Annotated in this window: 19 protein-coding genes and 1 riboswitch; of the genes, 18 read left to right on the top strand and 1 reads right to left on the bottom strand. The window is 52.4% G+C overall.

What is annotated here, in order from left to right; translation table 11 throughout:
• The first annotated feature begins 244 nt into the window (after positions 1-244).
• The 12 genes from P1P89_00095 (at position 245) to P1P89_00040 (ending at position 11,369) form a co-directional block, all read left to right on the top strand.
• A complete protein-coding gene (locus P1P89_00095) occupies positions 245-1,261 on the top strand; it encodes a cobalamin-binding protein (GenBank protein ID MDF1589887.1) in 1,017 nt (338 codons plus the stop codon).
• The gene (locus tag P1P89_00090) at positions 1,258-2,262 is read left to right on the top strand and encodes an iron ABC transporter permease (GenBank protein MDF1589886.1); all 1,005 of its coding nucleotides are present in this window, start codon (positions 1,258-1,260) and stop codon (positions 2,260-2,262) included. The genes P1P89_00095 and P1P89_00090 overlap by 4 nt, the downstream gene beginning before the upstream one ends.
• Positions 2,259-3,092, top strand: a complete 834-nt coding sequence (locus P1P89_00085; protein MDF1589885.1) for an ABC transporter ATP-binding protein — start codon at positions 2,259-2,261, stop codon at positions 3,090-3,092. Before P1P89_00090 ends, P1P89_00085 begins: the two co-directional genes overlap by 4 nt.
• 127 nt (positions 3,093-3,219) lie before the next feature.
• Positions 3,220-3,450: riboswitch (cobalamin riboswitch) on the top strand.
• Positions 3,451-3,580: 130 nt separating this feature from the next.
• Positions 3,581-5,554 carry a TonB-dependent receptor gene (locus P1P89_00080; GenBank protein ID MDF1589884.1) on the top strand — a complete coding sequence of 658 codons (1,974 nt, stop codon included), beginning with the start codon at positions 3,581-3,583 and terminating at the stop codon, positions 5,552-5,554.
• A 98-nt stretch (positions 5,555-5,652) separates the two neighbouring features.
• Positions 5,653-6,327, top strand: coding sequence for a diphthine--ammonia ligase (locus P1P89_00075; protein ID MDF1589883.1), 675 nt, complete (start codon positions 5,653-5,655; stop codon positions 6,325-6,327).
• A 64-nt stretch (positions 6,328-6,391) separates the two neighbouring features.
• Positions 6,392-6,976, top strand: coding sequence for a bifunctional adenosylcobinamide kinase/adenosylcobinamide-phosphate guanylyltransferase (gene cobU, locus P1P89_00070; GenBank protein ID MDF1589882.1), 585 nt, complete (start codon positions 6,392-6,394; stop codon positions 6,974-6,976).
• Between the two features lie 26 nt (positions 6,977-7,002).
• Positions 7,003-8,058 carry a nicotinate-nucleotide--dimethylbenzimidazole phosphoribosyltransferase gene (gene cobT / locus P1P89_00065; protein MDF1589881.1) on the top strand — a complete coding sequence of 352 codons (1,056 nt, stop codon included), beginning with the start codon at positions 7,003-7,005 and terminating at the stop codon, positions 8,056-8,058.
• 13 nt (positions 8,059-8,071) lie between these two features.
• Positions 8,072-8,851 carry an adenosylcobinamide-GDP ribazoletransferase gene (gene cobS / locus P1P89_00060; GenBank protein ID MDF1589880.1) on the top strand — a complete coding sequence of 260 codons (780 nt, stop codon included), beginning with the start codon at positions 8,072-8,074 and terminating at the stop codon, positions 8,849-8,851.
• The gene (locus tag P1P89_00055) at positions 8,815-9,531 is read left to right on the top strand and encodes a histidine phosphatase family protein (protein MDF1589879.1); all 717 of its coding nucleotides are present in this window, start codon (positions 8,815-8,817) and stop codon (positions 9,529-9,531) included. Before cobS ends, P1P89_00055 begins: the two co-directional genes overlap by 37 nt.
• Positions 9,532-9,555: 24 nt before the next feature.
• Positions 9,556-10,188 (top strand): MotA/TolQ/ExbB proton channel family protein, encoded by a 633-nt coding sequence (locus P1P89_00050; GenBank protein MDF1589878.1) that lies wholly within the window; start codon positions 9,556-9,558, stop codon positions 10,186-10,188.
• Positions 10,185-10,586 carry a biopolymer transporter ExbD gene (locus P1P89_00045; protein ID MDF1589877.1) on the top strand — a complete coding sequence of 134 codons (402 nt, stop codon included), beginning with the start codon at positions 10,185-10,187 and terminating at the stop codon, positions 10,584-10,586. Before P1P89_00050 ends, P1P89_00045 begins: the two co-directional genes overlap by 4 nt.
• 6 nt (positions 10,587-10,592) lie before the next feature.
• Complete coding sequence (locus P1P89_00040; GenBank protein ID MDF1589876.1) at positions 10,593-11,369, top strand: TonB family protein; 777 nt, start codon at positions 10,593-10,595, stop codon at positions 11,367-11,369.
• 31 nt (positions 11,370-11,400) lie between these two features.
• On the opposite strand, the gene P1P89_00035 is transcribed toward P1P89_00040, so the two are convergent.
• Positions 11,401-11,796 (bottom strand): YkvA family protein, encoded by a 396-nt coding sequence (locus P1P89_00035; protein MDF1589875.1) that lies wholly within the window; start codon positions 11,794-11,796, stop codon positions 11,401-11,403.
• 541 nt (positions 11,797-12,337) lie between these two features.
• Between P1P89_00035 and P1P89_00030 the strand changes: the two genes are divergently transcribed.
• The 6 genes from P1P89_00030 to P1P89_00005 form a co-directional block, all read left to right on the top strand.
• Positions 12,338-14,296: a PBP1A family penicillin-binding protein gene (locus P1P89_00030; GenBank protein MDF1589874.1), complete on the top strand. Its 1,959-nt coding sequence runs from the start codon at positions 12,338-12,340 to the stop codon at positions 14,294-14,296.
• A 218-nt stretch (positions 14,297-14,514) separates the two neighbouring features.
• The gene (locus P1P89_00025) at positions 14,515-14,973 is read left to right on the top strand and encodes an N-acetyltransferase (protein MDF1589873.1); all 459 of its coding nucleotides are present in this window, start codon (positions 14,515-14,517) and stop codon (positions 14,971-14,973) included.
• Between the two features lie 585 nt (positions 14,974-15,558).
• Positions 15,559-16,425, top strand: a complete 867-nt coding sequence (locus P1P89_00020) for a transglutaminase-like domain-containing protein (protein MDF1589872.1) — start codon at positions 15,559-15,561, stop codon at positions 16,423-16,425.
• 140 nt (positions 16,426-16,565) lie between these two features.
• Complete coding sequence (locus P1P89_00015; GenBank protein MDF1589871.1) at positions 16,566-21,746, top strand: PKD domain-containing protein; 5,181 nt, start codon at positions 16,566-16,568, stop codon at positions 21,744-21,746.
• Positions 21,747-21,804: 58 nt separating this feature from the next.
• A complete protein-coding gene (locus P1P89_00010) occupies positions 21,805-22,599 on the top strand; it encodes a rhodanese-like domain-containing protein (protein MDF1589870.1) in 795 nt (264 codons plus the stop codon).
• 361 nt (positions 22,600-22,960) lie between these two features.
• A partial coding sequence (locus P1P89_00005; protein MDF1589869.1) for a hypothetical protein occupies positions 22,961-23,512 on the top strand: 552 nt, incomplete at its 3' end.

Here is a 23,512-nt window from a genome sequence, read left to right as displayed (position 1 = left end):
GACAGGAATGCCCTTTTTTCATTAGAAGCTATCTCAACAAAGCCTTTTGATCCAATATCTGCGTTGGGTTCTCGTTTCAAGTCCTCGACATACTTGAGTATGCCTGCGGGTTAAAACTCGGCCCCGCGTTCTTGTCCCGCCGGGTTTTGGCGGGAGATCTTGAACCAAAATCCAATTTTTGAGATAGCTTCTCGTCAAAGACCTGCATAAACAAAAATTTTCTCTGTGGACTGAGGGGAAGACAATGAATAAAGAATATCCCGGATTGATCGATTTCAGTCCGGGTTTTTTATTGCAGCCGGTTTTAGAGAAGTTGCAGGTAAAGATTGGCGCAATCAAATCCGCCATCAGTTCAGCCTGCTGTTTGGTCATTTTTTCTTTGGTGGCGGGTGGACTGTTTCCCCCCACAGCCTTTGCCGCAACCTATACGGTCGTAACGGACCTGCTGGGCCGGTCGGTCAAGGTGCCTGCCGACCCCCGGCGCGTCATCGCATTGGCGCCCAATATCACTGAAATAATCTTTGCATTGAAACAGGAACATCGCTTGAAAGGCGTCACCCAATTCAGCGATTACCCGGTTGAGGCCCGGAAATTACCCAAGGTGGGTTCCTATGTGCAATTGGACCTGGAGCGCATTGTGGCCTTGAAGCCGGACCTTTGCATTGCGATCAAGGATGGAAATCCAAGGTCAGTAGTGGAACGACTCGAATCAATGGGGATAGCCGTTTACGCCTTAGACCCCCGCAATTTAAATTCGGTCATGGAAACCATCCTGGCAATCGGCCGGCTGATGCAGGCCGAAAATACCGCCCGGGACCTGGTACAAACCATGCAAGCCAGGGTCGCGCGTGTTCAGACAAACGTTTCCAAAGCCGCCGGCCGGCCCGGCGTTTTTTTCCAGATTGGGATTTCACCGATTGTTTCCGTGGGGACGCCCACCTTTATCCACGAACTGATCGAAAAAGCAGGGGGGAGAAATCTGGCGGCAGGCGATACCCCATATCCCCGATTCAGCCGGGAACAGGTCCTGGGGCTTTCGCCGGACGTCATTATCATCACCTCCATGGCCAGAACCGATATTTTTGAACGTGTCAAAGAAGAGTGGTCGCGCTGGCCCAACATGCCCGCGGTCCAAAACCGGAAAATCTTCATCACGGACTCTAATCTTTTCGACCGTCCGTCACCCCGCCTGGTGGATGCCCTTGAGCTGCTGGCAGGACTGATCCACCCTGATCTTATAAGGGAGAATCAATCGCCGTGAAACCACCCCTTGTCCTTAAACGCCTGATGACCGTCTCAATTGTGATGCTCCTGCTGCTGCTTGCGGCCATGCTGCTGGGTCTGTCGGCGGGATCAACCGGGAGCAGCCTGACAGCCGTCGTTCAAACCATTTGGGGTAAAAACGATATTGACCCCACTCTCGCTGCCATCATCTGGCGGATTCGTCTGCCCCGGGTTCTGCTGGCAGCCCTTGTGGGCGCCACGCTATCGGTGGGCGGCCTGGTATTTCAGGCGCTGCTGCGCAATCCCCTGGCCGAACCATACATCCTGGGCATTTCAGGAGGTTCGGCCATTGGGGCCATTATCGGCATCCTGCTGGGGGTATCCCCCTTTCCCGGCGTCAGCCTTTTCGCTTTTATCGGCAGCATGGCCACCCTCCTGCTGATTTTAATGATGGTGTCCGGCCAGACGATTCTTAAAAGAGAATCGCTGCTGCTGTCCGGTGTGATGGTCAATGCCTTTTGCGCGGCGGTCATCATGTTCCTGGTATCGTTGACCCAGGATAGCCGCCTGCACAATATCATTTTCTGGCTGATGGGGGATTTTTCCATGGTCGACGCCCGGCAGGTTGCAATCCTTGCGGCAACGCTGTTGCCGGGAATGATTCTGATCTTCTGGTTTGCCCATCCCATGAATCTGCTCCTGGCGGGCAAAGAACCGGCCCAGTCCATGGGCGTCCATGTAAAGGCGGTAACGGTAACCCTGCTGGTCGCCACGTCGTTTATGGTCAGCGCAACCGTCAGCCACAGCGGACTGCTGGGTTTTGTGGGCCTGGTCATGCCCCATCTGCTGCGCCTGCTGCTGGGCCCGGACCACCGCGTGCTGGTTCCGGCCTGCATTCTGGGCGGCAGCACCTACATGGTCCTTTGCGACCTGCTGGCAAGGATTTTGCCCGAACAGGGTGAGATGCCGGCCGGTGTCATCACCGCCATGATCGGGGCGCCCTTATTCATATTTTTGATGAAAACATCCAAGCGATGACGATTGCAATCGATATACATAAGATCGACCATTCATACGGCGACTTTCCCGTGCTACAGGATATATCTTTTTCCATTGAAACCGGCGACTTTTTCATTGTGATCGGACCCAACGGCTCCGGCAAAACCACCTTGATGAAAATCATCGCAAATATCATTAAACCGCTCCAGGGCCGGCTGACATTATTTAGCCGCCCCCTTGAGCTATACCCGCGCAAAAAACTTGCCAGAAAGGTGGCCTTTGTTCCGCAACTGGCAGATTTGGATTTTCCCTTTACCGTCACGGAAATTGTATTGATGGGCCGCTCCCCCCACCTGGGGCTGCTCGGATGGGAGCAGGAAAAAGATTTTGAAATTGCACAAAGAGCCATTGCCTTTACCGAAACCACGCATCTCGCGCACCGCAAACTGAATGAGTTAAGCGGCGGTGAACGCCAACGGGTGTACATTGCCCGCGCCATCTGTCAGGAACCGCAAATCATCCTTTTAGATGAACCGACGGCCGCCCTGGACCTGGCTCACCAGATCAAGATCATGGATCTGATGGAAAAGCTGCGGGCGGAAAAGAACATCACCATTGTCATGGTGTCCCATGACGTGAACCTGGCCGCCATGTATGCCCGGCGACTACTGCTGCTTAATCGCGGCCGTATCGTAACCCTGGGACCGCCCCAGGATGTGCTCAACTATAAAACCCTGGAAGCGGTTTATGGCTGCACCCTGCTGGTGGACGAAAGCCCCATCGGCCGGTTCCCCCGGGTAACCTTGGTGCCCAAAAAGTATCAGGGACCGGGGATCGGGGGGCAGAAATCGAAAGGACCAGGTCAATAACCGGGTGGCTGAAGGTCAGTTGTCCGTGGTCAGTTGTCCGTCGCCGAACTTCGACGGACGATGGACAGCTACTACCCTTGAACCCCTGACCCCTGATTTTTTTATTGACTTTCCGTTTTCTTTGCGCCATAGGATTTTGCATTCAGGTACTCTTTCGAGTTTAAAAGGGAACTCCCATAAAAACGGGGACGGGCCCGCCGCTGTGATCGGGGACGACCGCCGCTGAGAATGTTTAGGAAATATCCGTTTTTCGAAATGTTCTCGAATTACCACTGACCGCTTCTTAATTCGGTCGGGAAGGTGCGGCCGGTAGGATGATCCGAGAGTCAGAAGACCTGCCTGAAGCTACGGTTGCGCCTCCGCGGACAGAGGATGCCATTGGATCAGAGGATGAAAAAGGGATATCCCCGGATCGAATCAATTTCGGTCCGGGGATTTTTTTTGCTCCGGACCAAAACAAAATTTAATTTTGGAAAGGAGAAAATGTGATGAAGTACCTCAAACTGTTTTTAATCTGTATCCCTCTGATCCTGTCGAGAATCTGCCTGGCTGCATCTGATGCTCAGCCAGTTACACTACCCGAAGTAGTCGTCACGGCGACACGCAGTGCAACAACGATGGACAAAATCGGCGGCAATTCGATTACAGTCATTACCGCCAAGGATATCGAGTCTAAAAAATCAAGATCTGTTGCAGAGTTGCTGAAAGAAATACCCGGCCTTGATATAGAGTCGCAGGGAGGGCCCGGCACCCAAACCGCTGTTTTCATCAGAGGCGCCGATTCCAAAAACACCCTGGTGCTGATCGACGGTGTTGTGTTCAACGACCCCTCTTCCCCCAATCGCAGCGCCGATATCGGAAATCTGAATATTGATAATATTGAACGGATTGAAGTGGTCCGAGGCGCCATGAGCGTTTTATACGGCAGCAATGCCACTGCCGGCGTTGTTAATATCATCACCAAGAAGGGCAAAAGTAAACCTTCGGTTTACGGGGGTATTGAGGGAGGTTCCTATAATACCTGGAAGGTTTACGCCGGGTCTGACGGAGGGCTGGATGTGTTTAATTATTCATTTTCGCTTTCGCGAACCGAAACCGATGGATTCTCCATTGCCAACGCAGACAACGACCGTATCCTGCATAACGGTAATACATCCGAGAAGGACGGCTGGAAAAATACGACCCTTTCCGGAAAACTCGGCTACGATATTACCCCTGATTTTGATATCAATGCCAGCGTTCGATACATGAATTCGGAAGTCCGGGTGGATGACTGGTATTCCGGCAACTGGCCGACATATGATGCCGGTTATCTGGTTGACCAAGTGGATTACGACCCGTTCTGGACTGCCACACCGAATCCAAGCGGCAACAAACGACAGCGATGGGACAATGAACAGGCCTATTACCGGGTTGACGCCCACAATTTTTTCTTTGACCGCTTTTTAGAATCAACATTTTATTACAATGGTTCTTTGCACACCCGTGATGGATTTGACGCAGATGGAACCCTGGCTTATGACTACGATGGTAAAACAAATGAATTCGGCTTTCAGGGTACTATGAATTTTCAGGACGTAAACTTACTGCACATGGGGGCAAGTTACTGGAAAGAAGCGCTGGAGAGCAAGTCTTCCAGTATTGATAAAGATGCCGATATATCCAGCTTCTGGGTCCAGGACCAACTGTTTTGGGGTGAAAGCCTGGATCTTGTCGCCGGACTGCGTTATGATATCCACGACAGATTCGGCGGGGCCACCACCTATCGCGTCGCCCCGGCTTATACCCTTGCGACATCCAATACTACCCTCAAGGCCAGTTATGGAACCGGATTTCGCGCCCCCTCCCTGTTCGAGTTGTATTCGGTTTACGGCAATGAAAATTTACAAGAGGAAAAAAGCAAAGGCTGGGATGTCGGGGTTGAACAACCGTTGTCCGATAATAAAATCAAAGTGGGGCTAACGTATTTTGACACGGTTTTCGACGATCGCATTGATTATGACTTTGCGACGTCAACATACAACCAGCTCCCGGGCAACACAAAGACAAAGGGTATCGAAGCCTTTATCAAATATGCGCCCGCCTCGACGCTGGACCTGACGATCCATTACACCTATACGGACACGGAAGATCCTGACGGAAATCAGCTGGTTCGGCGCCCATATAACAAGGTTTATGCAAACATGCGATATCGTTTTCTTAATAGAGGAGTCTTTAACCTTGATTATTACTGGGTCGATGAAAGACGCGAAATCGATTCGGCCAAAGATGTAAACGGCACCCCGGTTGAAAAACTGGACGCCTACTCTCTGGTTAATCTGGCAGTTACTTACGATTTATATCAATGGCTCCAGCTTTACGGAAGAATCGACAACCTGTTTGACGCCTTCTATGAAAGTGCCTGGAGTTATGCCACACCCGGTCTTTCGGTTTATGTCGGCGTGAAGCTGAAAACGTTTTAGGCCCTTGAATCGTGCCGGGAATATGTTTCAGTCGAATATAATTAAAGCCTTACAAAACCGACGGAACGATTGTTCAGTCTGGGTTTGACAAACCGCATATGCCAAATAAAGAAAAAATAATTGTATCATGGAGTGCGGGAAAAGACAGTGCGCTCGCTCTCCATGAGCTCATGCGAATTGGAATCTATGAAATAGTTTCCCTTATCACGACCGTCACGGAAGAATATGAGAGAATCAGTATGCACGGGGTGCGTCGGATATTGCTTGAAAGACAGGCTGATTCTCTGGGATTGCCCCTCGAGCAGGTGTATATCGCAAAAAACTGTTCCAATGACGAATATGAATCAAAAATGCGCACGGTCTTGCTGAAATACCGCGACAAAGGTGTTTCTGCAATCGCTTTTGGTGATATATTCCTTGAAGATTTAAGGAGGTATCGGGAAAAAAATCTTGCGCTGATTGGTATGAAAGGAATATTTCCGCTTTGGGGAAAAAATGCTCGCAAGCTTGTTGGTAAAATTCTGTCTTTGGCTTTTGACGCTGTTGTGACATGTGTTGACTCTCAATTTCTGGACAAAACATTTGTCGGGCGGAAATTCGACAAGCAGTTTTTGTCCGCCTTGCCGGCGACCGTCGACCCCTGTGGGGAAAATGGTGAATTTCACTCGTTTGCTTATAACGGTCCCATATTTCGCTACTGCATAGAACACCGCACAGGGGAGATCGTTTTAAGGGACAATCGTTTCTACTTTTGTGATTTGATGCCCGTTTAACCGTTCGGCCATGAAAAACCGTCAGGCGATTTTGATTTTTACCGACAATGGATAGGTGCCACCTATGAATTTACATTCAAACAACAAACAGACCAGGATCATATTTATTACCGGCGGCGCCCGCAGCGGCAAAAGTTCGTTTGCCCTTCGCCAGGCCGAAAAGATCGACGGCAGAAAACTCTTTATCGCCACGGCGCAGCCGCTGGATGCGGAAATGGCGGAGCGGGTCAAGACGCACCGGGAGGAGCGCAGTCCGGAGTGGGATACTGCGGAAGTCTCCTCTGAAATCGGCGAAACGCTGGAAAATAACGGCCCGTATTACCAGGTAATCCTTATTGATTGCCTGACCCTCTGGTTATTCAATGTGATGGGGGGGCATGCGGAAACATCAGATTGTGAGACCAAAGTGATCGAAACAATCGACACATTGATGAACAGGTTGCAGGATGTTCAACGATCCCCGCAACGGTTTGAGAATTTATCTTCCATCTTTTTCGTTTCCAATGAAGTAGGCATGGGGATCGTGCCGGGCAACAGATCAGCTAGAATTTTCAGGGATATGGCCGGACGACTCAATCAAAAGGTCGCTCAAATTGCCGATGAAGTTTATCTGATGGTTAGCGGGCTGCCGCTTCAGTTGAAAAGATAGAATTATGTTTTGAAAAGGGACTGTTTATGAACATGAAGGAATTGCTTGGAAATATCCGACCCGTAAGAACCGAGCTATATACGCTTGCGCAGCAACGGCTTGACAACCTTACAAAACCGCCCGGCAGTCTCGGCCGGCTGGAAGAGTTTGCCCGCAGACTGGTTGCGATATACAACACTGAAATGCCTGAGATCCCTCAAAAGGTGGTCTTCACCTTTGCGGGCGACCACGGCGTTGCCGAAGAAGGCTTCAGCGCGTTTCCCCAGGAAGTGACAGCCCAGATGGTTTTGAATTTCATCCATGGCGGCGCAGGAATCAACGTCCTGGCCCGGCACGCCGGGGCGGATGTGGTGGTCATCGACATCGGGGTTAATTTTGAGTTTGACGACCTGGAGGGACTGGTTAAAAGGAAAGTCGTCCATGGAACGAAGAATATCATCAAGGGCCCGGCCATGACGCCTGTCGAAGCCGTCCGATGTATCGAGGTCGGCAGGGAGCTGGCGCAGGAATATGCGGACAGGGGCTATCGGCTCTTTGCAACCGGTGAAATGGGCATTGCCAACACGACCCCTTCATCGGCAATTGCCGCGGTCATCACCGGAGAATCCGTAGCGGATGTTACCGGCAAGGGGACCGGTATCGACGAAATTGCCCTGGACAATAAAGTCCGGGGCATCACCAAAGCGATTTCGATAAATCGCCCCGATCCCCGGGATGGACTGGATGTGCTGGCAAAAATCGGCGGCGCCGAAATCGGCGGTATCGCCGGTTTGTGTCTGGGAGCTGCCGCAAGGGGCATTCCGGTGGTTATCGATGGATTCATCTCAACAGCGGGCGCCCTGATCGCGTATACCCTGAACCCTGATGTTGCCGATTATTTGTTTGCGGCCCACCATTCGGTAGAGAAGGGTCATCAGGCCATGCTTGCCCATATGAAATTACGGCCGATACTGAATCTCGATCTTCGACTGGGTGAAGGCACCGGGGCAGCCCTTGCCATGACGGTTATTGACGCGGGGCTGAAGATTTATCGGGAAATGGCGACCTTCGGTGAGGCCGGAGTTTCCGATCAGAATAAATAACAAGGGTTAAAGGATGTTGCAGAAACTACTTGGCGCAGTTCAATTCCTTACGATTTTACCGGTTCCGTCCGGGTCTGCTCATGCAAGCGCGGACGAAATCGGCAAAAGTAGCGCCTTTTTCCCCATTGTAGGCCTGATACAGGGATTTCTGCTTGCCCTGGTCTATGCGATCTTTGTGCGGATATTTCCGAACGACATTGTTGCCGCACTTGTCGTCGCATCACTTGTTCTCAGTAACGGCGGGTTTCATATCGATGGACTTTCCGATACGGTTGATGCGCTGGCATCACGGAAAAGCAAAGAAAGAATGATCGCCATCATGAAGGACAGCACCACCGGTCCCATCGGTGTGGTTTCCATTGTTATCCTTATTCTGATAAAATATCTTCTGTTTCAGAATGTTTTTTTCATGCCGGGCGTAACCGCTTACGTCGTGCTGATCCTAACCCCGGTACTCGCCCGCTGGAGTATGGTCCCGGCCCTCTTTCATGCCAAAAGCGCCCGGGATGATGGTTTGGGAAAAATATTCATCGAACAGACGGGCCACAGGGAGTTGATTGTCGCAACCAGCCTTGCAACGGGAATTGCCGCTGTAAATGTATTAATGGCATCTCACTTGCTGGTGCCACTGAAAATAATCGTCATATTCATATCGTGTTATATCTTTTCTTTTTCGATGTCGCGCTTCTTTGCAAAAAAATTCGGCGGGCTCACCGGTGACAATCTAGGTGCAATTACAGAAATGAATGAGGTGTTATGCCTATTCATGTTTTTAGTGCCCTATCCAACTTAAATTTAAATATGATTACAACAGTTTATATCATTCGTCATGGATTGACGATCAACGCGGAAGAAAAAAGATACTCAGGCCATCTGGATGTGCCGCTTTCTGAAGAAGGTGAAAAACAGATAGGACGTCTGGCAGATCATCTTGTTCATGAAGCGAATGAGAGTCAATTGCCGGGGAGCGCGGGCAACGCTTTGGGTTGCATTTATTGTTCAGACTTGCAACGTTCCAGAAGAAGCGCAGAAATTATCGCCCGTTCTTTTGGATTGCAACCGATCATCATTCCCCGTTTAAGAGAACGCGGCTTCGGCCGATGGGAAGGCATGACCTTTGATGAAATCAACCGTAAATACCCGGATGAGTTCATGGCCTGGATAAACAATCCCCTAACATTTTTCCCCGTCGGCGGGGAAAGCACCGAAGCTGTCCGGGACAGAGTTATGCCGGCCTTCCGCGACATCATTGAGAAAGAGAAAGGAAAGAAGACCGCCATTGTCGCCCACGGAGGGGTTAACCGGATTATTATTTGCGAACTGCTGGGGGTTTCTTTACAGAATATGTTCAGAATCGAACAGGATTACAGCGCTCTCAATGTGTTCAGTTTCCATGGCGAGTTCGCTGTCTTGAGACGGATGAATTTTGTGGCCGCCGGCAGCCGGGGTCATGTTTCCCATCAAATGAAATGATTATTTAGAGGAGAACGACAGACTATGCTGGAAATATTTAAAAGCGGCGGACCGGTCATGTATCCCCTCCTGGCATGCTCCTTCATTGTGCTCACCGTTGTCATTGAACGGGCAATGTTTTGGATCCGGTTGGACATGCTGCGAAGCCAGTCGCTGGTCAATGAGGTTTTGGAGCTTTGCCGGGCCGCCGATTGGGAATCGGTCAAAATAAAGGTGGCCGGATCAAAAGATTACCTGATCCGGATTCTTGTCAGCGGCATCCTGCACCGTGAATTTTCCATGACCAAGGCCATGGAGTCGGCTGCGGCCGATGAGGTCAAAAATATGCGCCGCTATATGGGGGTGCTGGACACCATGATTACGGTTGCCCCGCTCTTGGGTATTTTCGGCACGGTGCTTGGCATTATCACATCATTTGAAATGCTGGGATCTGCCGGCATTGAACACCCTGAAGCGGTAACCGCCGGTATTGCCCAGGCGCTGATTACCACGGCGGCAGGACTCGGAATCGCCATTCTTTCGGTCTTTCCCTACAACTATTTTAATTCACGCGTGGCCGGCGCCGTTCTGGATATTGAAAAATATGCCACCAGCCTGGAAATCGTTTATGAAAAACTGTTCCAGAAGTCAGAATTACCAAAAGGCGATTCGGCATGAAAATCCAACTCAACCAAAGCAGTAAAGTTCGCATCGAACTGATCCCTTTGATCGATATCGTGTTTCTGCTGCTGGTTTTCTTTATCTATGCCATACTCTCCATGGCCGTTCATCGCGGCCTGCCGGTTCGTTTGCCGAGCGCCGCCGCTGCCCAAATTGAAAAACTGACGACCCTGTCCGTCACCATCACTGCGGACGGTTCAACCTTTGTGGACAAAGAACCGGTCCCTCTTTCCGAGTTGGCCGGCGTACTGAAAGCGAAAGCCGCCGGCAAGCATCAAACAGGCGTGCTCCTGTTTGCCGACCGCAGCCTCACCTATCAGAAGCTCTTCCGGGTTCTGGATCAAATCCGATCAACAGGCCTGAATCACGTCTCGCTTCAGGCCGAATGGGAGTAGCCCGATTTGAAGCGGATATTGCTGTCAGCAATAATAGCAATGGGGATCCATGCCTATCTTCTGTGGGCGGATTTCGGCTGGATGGGGAAAAAACCTTATTTAAAACCGAAACCTCAAATGGTGACCCTGGCCCTGGTGTCCCGGCCGATGCCGAAAGCTGAACCCGCACCAAAACTTTCAAAACCGGCCGCGAAGTCAACACCTGAACCTGCACCCGAACCAAAACCAAAGCCCACGCCCAAATCAGAACCAGAATCCGGCCGCGATCGTGTCTCTGATATTAAGGCGATTCCCCCTCCACCGGAGAAGCAAATGCCTTCTCAGCTCATCTCTGAAAGCCAACCGGTTCACTATTCCAAGCCTGATCCGATAACCGGGGAAGAAAAACCGGATGTCCCTGCATCCCCACCCGGTCCTGAACCCCGGCTCCGGACAATACTGAAGACGGATGAACAGAAAAAAGCGGGTTCGGACGGGACTGTTGAACAAACTCCGGCCCCACCGCTCATCCGGGAGGCCAAACCCAGGTATCGCGACAATCCACCCCCGCATTATCCCATCCTGGCTCGAAAAAGAAACTACCAGGGCACCGTGATACTCGAAGTTTTCATTGATAAAAACGGCCGCGTCGCGGATATGAAGATATTTTCATCCAGCGGCTACACGACCCTGGACAAGGCCGCCCGGACCACTGTTGAAGACTGGTTATTTGAACCCGGTATGGAAGGGGAGAATAAAATTGAAATGTGGGTTAAGATACCGATCCGTTTTCAACTCAAATAGGATCATCTCGTTATGACGGATTATAGGTTCGCTATTTCATGAACAATTTTTTCAAATAGAAAATTGTTAGAGCAAAAGCAATGACCCATATAACGATAATAATAGCGCCAGCTATCCAATTCTTTGGTTTGCCCTGGCGGAAAGCTGTTTCAGCTTTTTGCCGGCATTCCTGCAGGACATCGGGCGGAATCATTCTGACAACCAGCGCAATGCCGAGTGGGACGATCACAAGATCATCCAAATAACCCAGAATCGGGATCGGATCGGGTATCAGATCTATCGGGCTTAAGGCATACCCCACCACGCAGGCAGCCAGCAGCTTTGCATACCAGGGAACCCGCGGGTCTTTATACGCCAGATAAATGGCGAACGTTTCTTTTTTGAGATCGCGCGCTTTCTGTTTCCAGCGCGCAATGACGCTTTTCATGACAACCAGCCTTTCATTTCGGCGGGCGGAAGACCTTCCCGAATGGTTTTTGGAAACGGCTTATGGCCAATTTGTTTCAAAAGAAAGATGACTCTAAACCTGATCTAGTGTAAAAAGCAAAATAATAGTAGGATTTAAGAATTAGGTGTACTTAATGGTCAAATTCGTAAGTTCGATGAAATATTTTTTGTATTGTTTCACCGCCCGCTGCGCTCAAGACGCCAAGGTCGCAAAGAGAAAAATTTGCGGTATCGGGTCCTGGCTCCGTCAAAGAACCGACTCCACCTGGCTGCGATCCCGCAAATGGTTATCGCTTCAAGGTTAGAGCTCACGGCGCTACCGGTAAAAAAGTGTGCACCTTTGCTCGAACCGAAGCCGGCTATTATTTAGGGCCGGCACCCGGTTCGGGCAATACTTCGCGTCCTTTGAGCCTTTGTGGTGAAATGAAAAGTTATACATAATCGTATTTAAGAATACATGTACTTAGTGAGCGTTGGGCCGAGAAGGCCCCGACAGCTCAATTTGGCCGGAAATAATTTCAATGGTTAAAACCGGTTTTAAAAAACTAAAAATCCCCATACTCCTGATCGTTATTGCCGGCATTGCCTGCGGCATGACGGTGGGGGCTTTTTTCGCCCTGACCCGCGATCTGCCCCAGATCCGTTCCCTGGAAACTTATAAACCATCGGCCACTACGCAGATATTTTCCGCCGACAATATTCTGCTGGACGAACTGTTTGTTGAAAAAAGGGATCCGGTCCCCCTTGAAATGGTACCCGACTATCTGAAATCAGCCCTGATTGCCACCGAAGACAGAAACTTTTACCGGCATACCGGGATAGACCTCAAGGGTATTCTGCGGGCCATTGTAAGAGATATCTGGGCGGGTGAGTTTGTGGAGGGGGCCAGCACGCTGACCCAGCAGCTTTCCAAAACCCTTTTTCTGACACCCCGCAAAACCATAGTCCGCAAGCTCAAAGAAGCCCTGCTGGCATTTCATCTGGAACGGCGCTACACCAAGGATGAAATCCTGGAGCTGTACCTGAATCAGGTCTATTTCGGCAGCGGCGCTTACGGGGTCGCGTCTGCTGCGCGTATATTTTTCAGTAAACCCATCGGCGAGCTGACCCTGGCGGAGTGCGCCCTTATCGCAGCCATGCCCAAAGCGCCCTCACGGTTTTCCCCGTTGATTAACAAAGCGCTTGCCCGACAACGCCGGGATATTGTTTTGCGACAGATGCATGAGATTCATATCATCACGGACGCACAATACCGGCAGGCGCTTGCTGAACCGGTTCTCACACCCGATCAAGGTAAATTTGCCCGGAACGCCCCCTACTTTGTTGAATATATTAAAAATTTTCTTGAAGATGACATCGGGTCGGATAGACTATACAAGGGCGGACTTACGGTCATAACGACCCTCTCTCATGATCTGCAAAAAGCAGCCGATCAAGCGGCCATCAGCGGTCTGCGATCCCTTGAAGGCCGTATGAAAAAAAACGGCATCGCCCAACCGGAGCCCCAGTGCGCGCTGGTTGCCCTGGACGTTCAGACCGGCGCCATCCTGGCGATGACCGGCGGCAGGGATTTCGTACAAAGCCCATTTAACCGAGCGACAATGGCCTTGCGCCAGCCGGGTTCGGCCTTTAAACCGATCGTCTATGCCCTGGCCGTTGAACGGGGCTTTTCCCAGAACCAGACAATCCTGGATGCACCGGTAATATTTAAAGGGGCCAAGGACGGAAATGACTGGCAGCCTGAAAATTTCTCAAAAACGTATCTGGGGGAAATAACCCTGCGAAAGGCTCTGGCCTTATCGGAAAATATCCCGGCCGTCAGGCTCATTGAGACTTTGGGACCGGCCGCCGTCGCCGATTTTGCTTTTTCTTTAGGGATTCACTCTCCGTTGCGGCCGAATCTTTCCTTGGCACTGGGAACCTCGGAAATCACCCTGATGGATCTGACATCCGCCTACGCGGTGTTTCCCAATCGGGGGAAAAAAATACAACCGTTCGGGGTATTAAAAGTAATGGATACGGCCGGTCGAACCGTCTGGCAGCGGGCACCCCAGGTTCATCTTGCGATGTCACGGACCGGGGCTGCGATCATTACCGATATGCTCCAGGGCGTGATTCGAGAAGGAACCGGAAAAATGGCCGTCCGCCTGACCTTCCCCCTCGGGGGCAAGACCGGAACCACCAATGATTTCAAAGACGCCCTTTTTATCGGTTTTTCGCCTTCCATCGCCGCCGGCGTTTGGGTTGGAAATGATGATTTCACTCCCTTGGGACGAGGTGAAACCGGGGCCCGGGCGGCGCTACCCGCCTGGATTGAGTTTATGAGCCAGGCGCATCACGACCGGCCTTATCATTACTTTGACATTCCCGACGACGTGGTGTCGGTGCGGATGGATCCCCAGACCGGCCTGCCGGCCCCGGAAAATTCAAAGAATGCAGTCTCTGCGATGTTCAGAAAGGGGATGGAGCCGAACCGATGAGAGTAGGTAAATAGGCTGAAGGGTTGGAAAGAACTACCGGTTGTCCGTGGTCAGTTGTCCGTGTCCGGAACCGCAACCGACAACGGACAACAATCAACGGACACAACAAGGCTGAAGTTCGGGAGTCGGAAGAACAGGTCTATAGCCTGAAGCCGAAATCCGGAGAAGAATCCGAAAAATAATTTGCTTTAACCGCAAATAATGCTATAGGAACCGCCATGATTCGCAAAGCCCAAATAAAGGATATCAAAGCCATTCACAGCCTGCTGCAGCAATACGGCAACAAGGGCGAACTGCTTCCGCGGCCGTTGAGCAAGCTCTATGATCATATCAGGGATTTTCTGGTTTGTTTAGACGGCCCCGACGAAACCGTCGTGGGCTGCTGCGCATTGCAGATCTGCTGGGAAGACATGGCCGAAATCCGCTCCCTGGCCGTGCACCCGCAGCATCAGAAAAGGAAAATCGGCGCCAAACTGGTGGAAGCCGCCCTTGCCGATGCGCAAACATTTAAAGTGGCCAAAGTGTTTACCCTCACCTACCAGCCGGAATTTTTTAAAAAACATGGGTTTTCACAGATTGAAATTTCGGAACTGCCCCTCAAGATCTGGGGAGATTGCCTGGCCTGCGTCAAATTCCCCAATTGCGATGAAATCGCGTTGATGAAGGAACTGAACTAATACCGGAAATGCACAGAAAATTGTGCACGTGCACAAAAAAATGTGCAAAAGGAAACTGCCTTGTCCGGTCTGTCGTATCAATTTGTTTCAAAAATCCCCTTCGGAGCCCCTGCCGCCAAGGTTATATTTCAAAAAATACCGGATTGTTAAGAAATCAAACGAACAGGCAGCTCCAGGCAAAAAAAATTATGGATACTATCACGGTTCCGGCATGAATTTTGAATATACTATATTCATTTTTGTGCCGTGCGCTTGCGAAATTTGGGGTTAAAGATCCCCGCCGTCCCACCTGGGCAGGACTCCGGGAGGCTTAATAAAGCCGGTAGAAACCGCTGGCACATTTAACCATTGACAAAATCGCTAGGATAGTTGAAATTTAATGAAGTTCTTACCTTTAAAGATTTTCCTATCGCTTCATTAAGACGCTTTTCCATTTAAAGACAAAACGGGTTTGCCGTCGAATTGGAAACCCTTCATTACATTCCTCGTTATTGCGGCATAACGCAATTTAAAAAGTTAACACTCAAACAAAAGCTAACCATGTATCGTTTGGCCGGAAATAAAAAACCAGGACAGGTGGTTTGTTTGTTCCTCGGGAGTGTTCTGATCTGGGGTGTGGCGGTGTATTTTGACGCAAAAACGGATGCGGCCGATGACCGGAGCGCATACACGATCCCGCGACAGGTTTACTATGAATTTACGCTCCAGAACACGGGATCGCAATTGCTGGAAAATGCCGAATTCCGGACCTACGCGCCGGTCAAACAGACGGCCAACCAGCGCTGCGACGCGATCACGGCGTCCCATCCGTTTGATTTGTCCATTGATGGGTTGGGCAACCAGATTTTGTATTTTAAACTGAAGGCGCTGCCGCCCTATGCGACCCGGATCATCCGCATTACGGCGGATCTGCGACTGTCCGAAGGGGCGAAGCCGAACAGTCCGGATGCCCCGGCCTTATGGCTGAAGGCGGAAAAATATATCGAAGCGGACCATCCGGCCATTCAAAGCACCGCCCGGCAGTTAAAGTCTTCCGACGTGCTGCAGACGGCCAATAATATATTTCAGTGGGTCGCGGGCCATATTCAGTATGCCGGTTATATTAAAAACGATCGCGGTGCTCTGTATGCGCACACGTACCGCAAGGGAGACTGCACCGAATATATGTATCTGTTTGCCGCCCTTTGCCGGGCCAATGCAATCCCGTCCCGGGGGGTCGGGGGTTACATCTGCCCTGAAAATACAATCTTAAAGGTAGCCGGCTTTCACAACTGGGCCGAGTTTTACCAGGACGGCGCCTGGCATATCGCCGACCCCCAGAACAGGTTTTTTTTTAAAAACACGGCCGGGTACATTGCCATGCACATTATGGGCAACCAAGGGGATGGCGCTGAAAATCGGTTTAACCGTTTCAGCTATAAAGGAGACGGGCTTAAAGTCAGCATGAATTAAATTTTTTTAAAATTAGTTTTCAGCATCAGTCAGAAAAAGAATAGGCGCGACGTTAAAGTTAAGTTCTCCTCGTGCCGTGCACCGTTAGCCGTGAGCCTTTTTGTATTTACCAGCTTAACATCTCATTCCGGAGGAAAAGGATGGGAAAGCCGAACGGATCGCCGGGGTATTCGGGTATCAGTCGACTGTTTTTGATGTTCTGGGCGGTTTTGTGCCTCATTGCCGCGCCGGGCACTGCATTGGCCGCAACCGATTCCGTCTGCGCCGATGTTAAGATCGAAATCAAACAGGAGCTGACCCTGGAACGGCAGGCCTTTGACGCCCACATGCGCATCAACAACGGCCTATCCCATATCATGCTTAAAAATGTGGCTGCGACGGTTTCATTCAAGGACGCGGCCGGAAACACCATCCGCGCGAGTTCAGACCCCGATGATGCCGACGCCCTGTTTTTTGTGCGCATAGACTCCCTGCAGAATATTGACGCTGTGGACGGCAGCGGCGCAGTCTCACCGGCTTCATCGGCCGATATCCACTGGCTCATCATCCCGGCCCCCGGTTCTTCCAACGGCCTGAACGCCGGCACCCTTTACTACGTGGGGGCCACCCTTTCCTATACCATCGGCGGCGAAACCCATACCACCGAAGTGACCCCGGACTACATTTTTGTGAAACCCATGCCGGCGCTGACCCTCGATTATTTTCTGCCCACGGATGTTTTTGGCGACGATCCCTGGACGGCCGAGACCGAGGCGTCGGTTCCTTTCAGTTTGGGCGTACGCGTGAAGAATACCGGCGCCGGCACGGCCAAGGCGCTTAAGATTGACTCCGCTCAGCCAAAGATTGTCGACAACGATCAGGGGCTTTTAATTGGCTTTGTGATTGAGGGCAGCGAAGTCAACGGCAAGCCGGCCACGGCCAGTCTGCTGGCGGATTTCGGCGACATAGCGCCCGACGGTGCCAAAGCCGCCCGCTGGTTCATGACCTGCACCCTGTCGGGCCGCTTCGTGGATTTTCGCGCAAACTTCAGCCATTCAGACGAGCTGGGCGGACAACTCACCTCGCTTTTTGAGGCCGCCCGGACCCATTATTCGGTGCGGGACGTCCTGGCGGACTTGCCCGGGCGGGACACGGTCCGGGATTTTCTGGCCAAAGAAAGCGCCGACAGCCAGATCTACACCCTGTATGAGTCAAACGGCCAGAACACGGCCGTCACCAACCAGAGCGCCAACTCATCCCTGGTATTAGCGTCGTCGACCGATGCCGAGAGCCGCTATACCCTGTCCGCGCCGGCCACGGCCGGGTTTATGGTTGTGACGCTGCCGGACCCCCATAACGGCCAGAAGATACTCAAGCAGGTGCTGAGAAGCGACGGCAAGGTCATCAAACCCGAAAACGCCTGGCTTTCCAAAAAGCAGCAGGCGGACCATACCTGGCAGCACTTTGTCAACCTGTTCGATGTCAATACCACCAATTCCTATACCTTTATATTCGATGCATCGGCGGAAACACCCCGCGCGCCGGTCCTTGAACCCATCGCCAACCAGACCGGCTTTGAAAAAAACGCCCTCGCCTTTACGGTTGCGGCCAGCGATCCGGACGGCACGATCCCTACTCTAAGCGCCGCGCCCCTGCCGTTCGGGGCGACGTTTGTGGACCGGGGCGACGGCACCGGTCTTTTCAGCTGGACCCCGGCCGAAGGCCAGGCCGGTGTTTATACCATCACGTTCAAAGCCTCAGACGGCGCTTTGGAAGATGCCCGGGCGGTGCTTGTCAGCATCAATGCCTTCGGGGATAGCGACCAGGACGGCCTGCCGGATGACTGGGAGATGGCACATTTCGGAAACCTGGACCGTGACGGCAGCGGCGATGCCGACGGCGACGGCATTTCGGATCTGGATGAGTATCTCAACGGCACCGATCCGGCGTCGAGCAACGCCCCCGGCATTCCGAACATCCTTGCGCCCCCGGACGGTTCCGAAACACCCCTGCTGCAGCCCGAGCTTGTCGTTGAAAACAGCACGGACCCCGACGGCGACGTGATTACCTATGAGTTTGAGGTCTATGCCGACGCGGGTCTCACCGCCCGGGTGGCATATCAACCGGCCGTGCCCCAAACCGCCCAGCAGACCGGCTGGACGGTTCCTGAAAATCTCAGCGATAATACGCATTACTACTGGCGGGTCAGGGCAGGGGACGGCACTGGCTTCAGCCAGTGGGCCCAGGCCGGCTTTTTTGTCAATACCCAAAACGATCCCCCCGGTGCGTTTAACATCAGCAGCCCGGCGGACAGTTCCGAAGTGGACACGCTGAAACCGATGCTGGAAGTGACCAACAGCGTGGATGTGGACGGGGACGCCGTCACCTATACTTTTGAAATTTATGCCGATAGCGCCATGAGCCAGGTGGTGGCCACAGCCGCAGACATTGCCGCCGGCAGCGCCGGTACCACCTTCTTGAGCGTGACAAACGACCTGGATGACAATACCCGGTATTTCTGGCGGGCGGTCGCCATTGATGAACACGGCGCCTGGACGGCAACAGCGCAGGCTGTCTTTTTTGTCAACACGGCCAATGACGCCCCCACGACGCCCCGGATCGTATTTCCAGAGGACGGCAATGAAGTGACGATCCAGCAACTGGACCTTGTCGCAGCTGATGCCGTTGATATCGATGGGGATGCCCTCGCCTATATCTTTGAGATTGATACCGTCATCACATTTGACGGGTCCCTCAAACGGACGTCGGGTGAGATCAGCCCGGGCGCCGATGGGGCCGTATGGCCGGTTTCCGGTCTCAGCGACAACACGCGCTACTACTGGCGGGTCAAAGCCGGCGACGACGCCGCCCAGAGCCCCTGGACCACGGCCGGCTTCTTTGTCAATACGGCCAATGACGCACCTTCGGTTCCGACGGTGAAAAATCCGGGACACGCCGCCTGGGTGAGCTCGCTTGAGCCGACCCTTGAGCTGAACCCGGCCGTGGACGTGGATGAAGATGTCATCTATTACCGGTTTAGGCTGTATAGCGATGAGGCATTGAGCCAACCGGTTGATGACACGGTTACGGAAAGTCTCAATTGGACGCCGTCTGCGACGCTGCTGGACAACCACTGGTATTACTGGCGCGCCCGGGCCGAGGACGAACACGGGCTTCCCGGCGACTGGTCGGCGGTATCGGCTTTCTTTACCGATCAGAACGGTGTCGATGATCCGCCCCGGATCGTAATTGTGGAACCGGCCGGGGATCTGCGGACCCATGCAGGTATCACCATTGCTTGGGACGACGGCGATCCCGAGACCGATGCAGCCATTTCTCTCTTTTACGATACGGATACTTCCGGGGCGGACGGCATTCCGATCATGACGGATATTAGCGAGGATCCGGATGAAGAAAGCGATACCTTTGTATGGGACATTACCGCTGTAGCCGACGGCAACTATTATATCTATGCCGTGATCAGCGACGGCAACTCAACCGTCACGTCATACAGTTCTGGGGCCGTAACCGTTGATAAGACCCCGCCGTCGGCCGAGGCCGGGGATGATCAGGATGTGGATGAGGGCGCGGTAATCCTTCTGGATGGTTCTGCCTCTTACGATCCCGGCAACGGGACGGTGTCTTACCGCTGGGAGCAGACCGGCGGGCCGGCCGTTTCTTTGCCCGATCCGGAGTCAGCGCAGGTCGCATTTACGGCCCCGGATGCCGGCAGCGGCGGCGAAGTACTGACTTTTACGCTGACGGTAGTCGACGCGGTGGGCCTGGAGAGCACCGACATGGTCACGGTTATGGTTCATAATGTTGCTCCTGTTGTAGATGTCGGCCCCGACCTGACAGTTGATGAAGGCGCGAGCGTCGGTTTTTCCGCCGGTTTCAGCGATTCCGGAGGGCTGGATACCCACAGCGCCCAAATTGACTGGGGAGACGGCACGGTTTCTGCCGGCAGCGTGGTGGAGACCGATGGCTCCGGCACGGTTCAGGCAGACCATATTTATTCCAATGACGGCGTTTATACCGTAACGCTCACGATAACCGACGATGACGGCGCTGCAGGCTCAAACACCTTCACGGTTACGGTTAATAATGTCGCACCGGCGGCAGTCGCCGGAGTAGATCAATATGCCGGTGAAGGCGCGGATATCAGTTTTAGCGGCAGCTTTACCGATCCGGGCGATGACGCCCATACGATCCTGTGGAACTTCGGCGACGGTGCCAACGTCATCGATACTCTCTATCCAGCGCATACCTATAAAGATAACGGAGTTTATACCGTCACTCTCACGGTGATAGACGATGATGACGGTGTGGGCAGCGATACCCTGACGGTTACGGTGAACAACGTGGCGCCGATGGCAAATGCCGGGCCGGATCAGACCGCGGCCGAGGGCGCGGAAGTGGCCTTTGGCGGGAGCTTCAGCGATCCGGGCACGGACAGCCATACAATTCTCTGGCGCTTCGGCGACGGTGCGACTGCCGGCGGGAGTCTGACGCCGACACACACCTATGCCGACAACGGCATTTATACCGTGACATTGACGGTGACCGACGATGACGGCGGGGTGGGTTCAAGCACCCTGACGGTTACGGTGAACAACGTGCCGCCGGTAATAAATGAACTTGCCGCCGACGAAATCATTAAAACGGGGGAAGCAATATTTGGTTCCTGTTCTTTTACCGATCCCGGCAGTGACACCTGGACCGCCGCGATTGATTTCGGCGACGGGGTCCAGGAGACACTGGCGCTGGATCAGAATAAGAGTTTTACATTCAGTCACACCTATTCCTCAACCGGTCTCCATTCGATCCTTGTGAGGATATCCGATGATGACGGGGGTGAGGACGGCCGGGACCTGATCGTTGCCGTAACCGGAAACTCCGGCTGCGTCAGAGGCAAGGGATTCTGGGCGCATCAGTTCGGCGACAACGGCAACCACCAGATCAATGATGACACGCTCCAGGCCTATCTCTATATCATAGACCGTTTCAGCAGCGTGTTCTCTGAAAGCATCGGCATGACGACCATCGAAGAAGCCAAGCAGGTGTATTGGCCGGCCGGGGGCAACGGCAAAAAAGACAAAGACCTGGCCAAAAAAGAACAGGCCCTGGAACACTTTCTGGCGACCTGGCTGAACTTTGCCGACGGAGCGCTTTCGCTGGATATGCCGGTGGATACGGATTTTGACAACGTTCCGGACATGACTTTGGCTGAAGCCATCCTGTGGGTGGAAAGCATTCTGAACAATCCCGATTCGGACAAAGCCGACTTCATTCAGGCCAAAAATATCTGTGAAAGCATCAACAGCATGGGAGGCTGCGACTGATGTGAAAGGAAAATAAAATAAAATCACTCTGTGCTCTCCGTGTCTCTGTGGTGAATATATGAAAATATTAAACCGATTAATTCTGATCACTGCGATGATGGGATTATCCCTTTATCCCCGGCCTACATCGGCGGCGGAAACAACGCCGGTTTCGACCCGGTCCGTCCTGGAGCAGCTCAAACAACAGCAGCAGATCTTTTTGGTGGACATCCGCCGGCCGGAGGAATTCAGCGCGGTGCGGATACCCGATTCCATCAACGTGCCGCTGTATTTTATCAAGACCAAGGCGTTTTTGAAAAACAATCCCGTGGTGCTGGTGGACGGCGGCTATCCCGACGGGCAAACGGAGGCGGCCTGCCGGGAATTAAACAAAAGCGGTTTCAGGGTTTCGATCTTAAGCGGCGGCCTGCTCGCCTGGCAGCGCAGCGGCGGACAGCTAAATGGCGATCTGTTTTTTCCGGACCGATACAAACATATTTCGGCATTGGAATTCTACCAGGAAAAAGACCGCAAAGACCAGGTCGTTATCGATGTGTCCGAACGGCAGAATTCGCAGGCAAAACGCCTTTTGCCGGAGACGCGCTATCTGCCGTTTCCCCGGCAATTGACCGCCGGGGCGCTCCGTGCTGCTGCGGCCGGGAAAAAGTTAATCCTCATTTTTAACGATACCGGCGCAGGGTACGAAGAGATCGAAAAAATCGTCGCCCAAACCAATCTTGAAAATGTTTTTTTCCTTGAAGGCGGTCTGGCAGGATACCGGACTTATCTGTCCAATCAGGACCTGGCCTTACAGGCACGAGATAGCCGCGTAAAAAAAACCGTGGACTGTGCGCCCTGCGGGCAGAGAGAATGATTTTTTTGAATGTGAAAAATAAACAACCATTGAGACACAGAGGGTAGAGCAGTTTCCCCGGCCGGAAGATACCGGCCGGGAAAAACACTTGCCTGTGGCAAGGATTTTCTACAGGGAATCTTTTATTCAATCGGCATCTCCCGATTGAATAAAAATAAATTTTCTCTGTGTTCTCAGTGCCTCTGTGGTGAAATAAATGTGGCGAAAAAAGCAGTCCAATACATTCTGGAAATATTTGGAGAAATTTATGATAAAGACCTGCTTTTTTGATTTCAAGCCGGTTGGGAATCAAATGAAAATCGGTTGCTTCTGTTCTCCGGAAAAGACAGGCAGAACGATACGTGCCCTACTTGGGATCTTCATGATTTTGGTCTTCATTGTTTCCTTTTCGCCGATTTCTCTTGCCGCCACCAATGTCAGTGGGAACATTACCGCAAATACTACCTGGACTCTGGCCGGCAGCCCCTATATTGTCACCGGTGATGTCAGGGTGCGGCATACTACCTGGAACAATCCGGCCTATACGGCGACGCTGACGATTGAGCCAGGGGTGGAGGTGCGCTTTAATACCGGCACGGGTCTTTATATCGGTGCGGACGGGTGTTACGGCGCGCTGTCGGCCCAAGGTACGGCGGGATCTCCCATCATCTTTACTTCCAATGCGTCGACTTCGGCGCCGGGCAACTGGAAGGGGATTTATTTTACGGATCAGACCAATGACAGTAAGACCATCCTGGACCACTGCGTTGTGGAGTATGGAGGTCATACCAACAATGCCGATATTTATGTTGCTTCGGCTTCGTTCGCAATTAAAAACAGCACGATACGGCACAGCAGCAGCAACGGGATTTATCTTGATTCATCTAATGCAACCATCGGTGGAGATAACGTCGGCAATGTTATCACCAATAAC

It is taken from the genome of Desulfobacterales bacterium (assembly GCA_029211065.1).
Taxonomy (GTDB): domain Bacteria; phylum Desulfobacterota; class Desulfobacteria; order Desulfobacterales; family JARGFK01; genus JARGFK01.
Note: the sequence above shows the minus strand (reverse complement) of the source record. Positions and strands in the feature narration are given on the sequence as shown.

Bases quoted from the DNA above. Each gene is read 5' to 3' on its own strand.
- P1P89_00095 (MDF1589887.1), top strand. From the start codon at position 245: ATGAATAAAGAATATCCCGGATTGATCGATTTCAGTCCGGGTTTTTTA.
- P1P89_00085 (MDF1589885.1), top strand. From the start codon at position 2,259: ATGACGATTGCAATCGATATACATAAGATCGACCATTCATACGGCGAC.
- P1P89_00080 (MDF1589884.1), top strand. From the start codon at position 3,581: ATGAAGTACCTCAAACTGTTTTTAATCTGTATCCCTCTGATCCTGTCG.
- P1P89_00075 (MDF1589883.1), top strand. From the start codon at position 5,653: ATGCCAAATAAAGAAAAAATAATTGTATCATGGAGTGCGGGAAAAGAC.
- cobU (MDF1589882.1), top strand. From the start codon at position 6,392: ATGAATTTACATTCAAACAACAAACAGACCAGGATCATATTTATTACC.
- cobT (MDF1589881.1), top strand. From the start codon at position 7,003: ATGAACATGAAGGAATTGCTTGGAAATATCCGACCCGTAAGAACCGAG.
- cobS (MDF1589880.1), top strand. From the start codon at position 8,072: ATGTTGCAGAAACTACTTGGCGCAGTTCAATTCCTTACGATTTTACCG.
- P1P89_00055 (MDF1589879.1), top strand. From the start codon at position 8,815: ATGCCTATTCATGTTTTTAGTGCCCTATCCAACTTAAATTTAAATATG.
- P1P89_00050 (MDF1589878.1), top strand. From the start codon at position 9,556: ATGCTGGAAATATTTAAAAGCGGCGGACCGGTCATGTATCCCCTCCTG.
- P1P89_00045 (MDF1589877.1), top strand. From the start codon at position 10,185: ATGAAAATCCAACTCAACCAAAGCAGTAAAGTTCGCATCGAACTGATC.
- P1P89_00035 (MDF1589875.1), bottom strand. From the start codon at position 11,796: ATGAAAAGCGTCATTGCGCGCTGGAAACAGAAAGCGCGCGATCTCAAA.
- P1P89_00030 (MDF1589874.1), top strand. From the start codon at position 12,338: ATGGTTAAAACCGGTTTTAAAAAACTAAAAATCCCCATACTCCTGATC.
- P1P89_00025 (MDF1589873.1), top strand. From the start codon at position 14,515: ATGATTCGCAAAGCCCAAATAAAGGATATCAAAGCCATTCACAGCCTG.
- P1P89_00015 (MDF1589871.1), top strand. From the start codon at position 16,566: ATGGGAAAGCCGAACGGATCGCCGGGGTATTCGGGTATCAGTCGACTG.
- P1P89_00010 (MDF1589870.1), top strand. From the start codon at position 21,805: ATGAAAATATTAAACCGATTAATTCTGATCACTGCGATGATGGGATTA.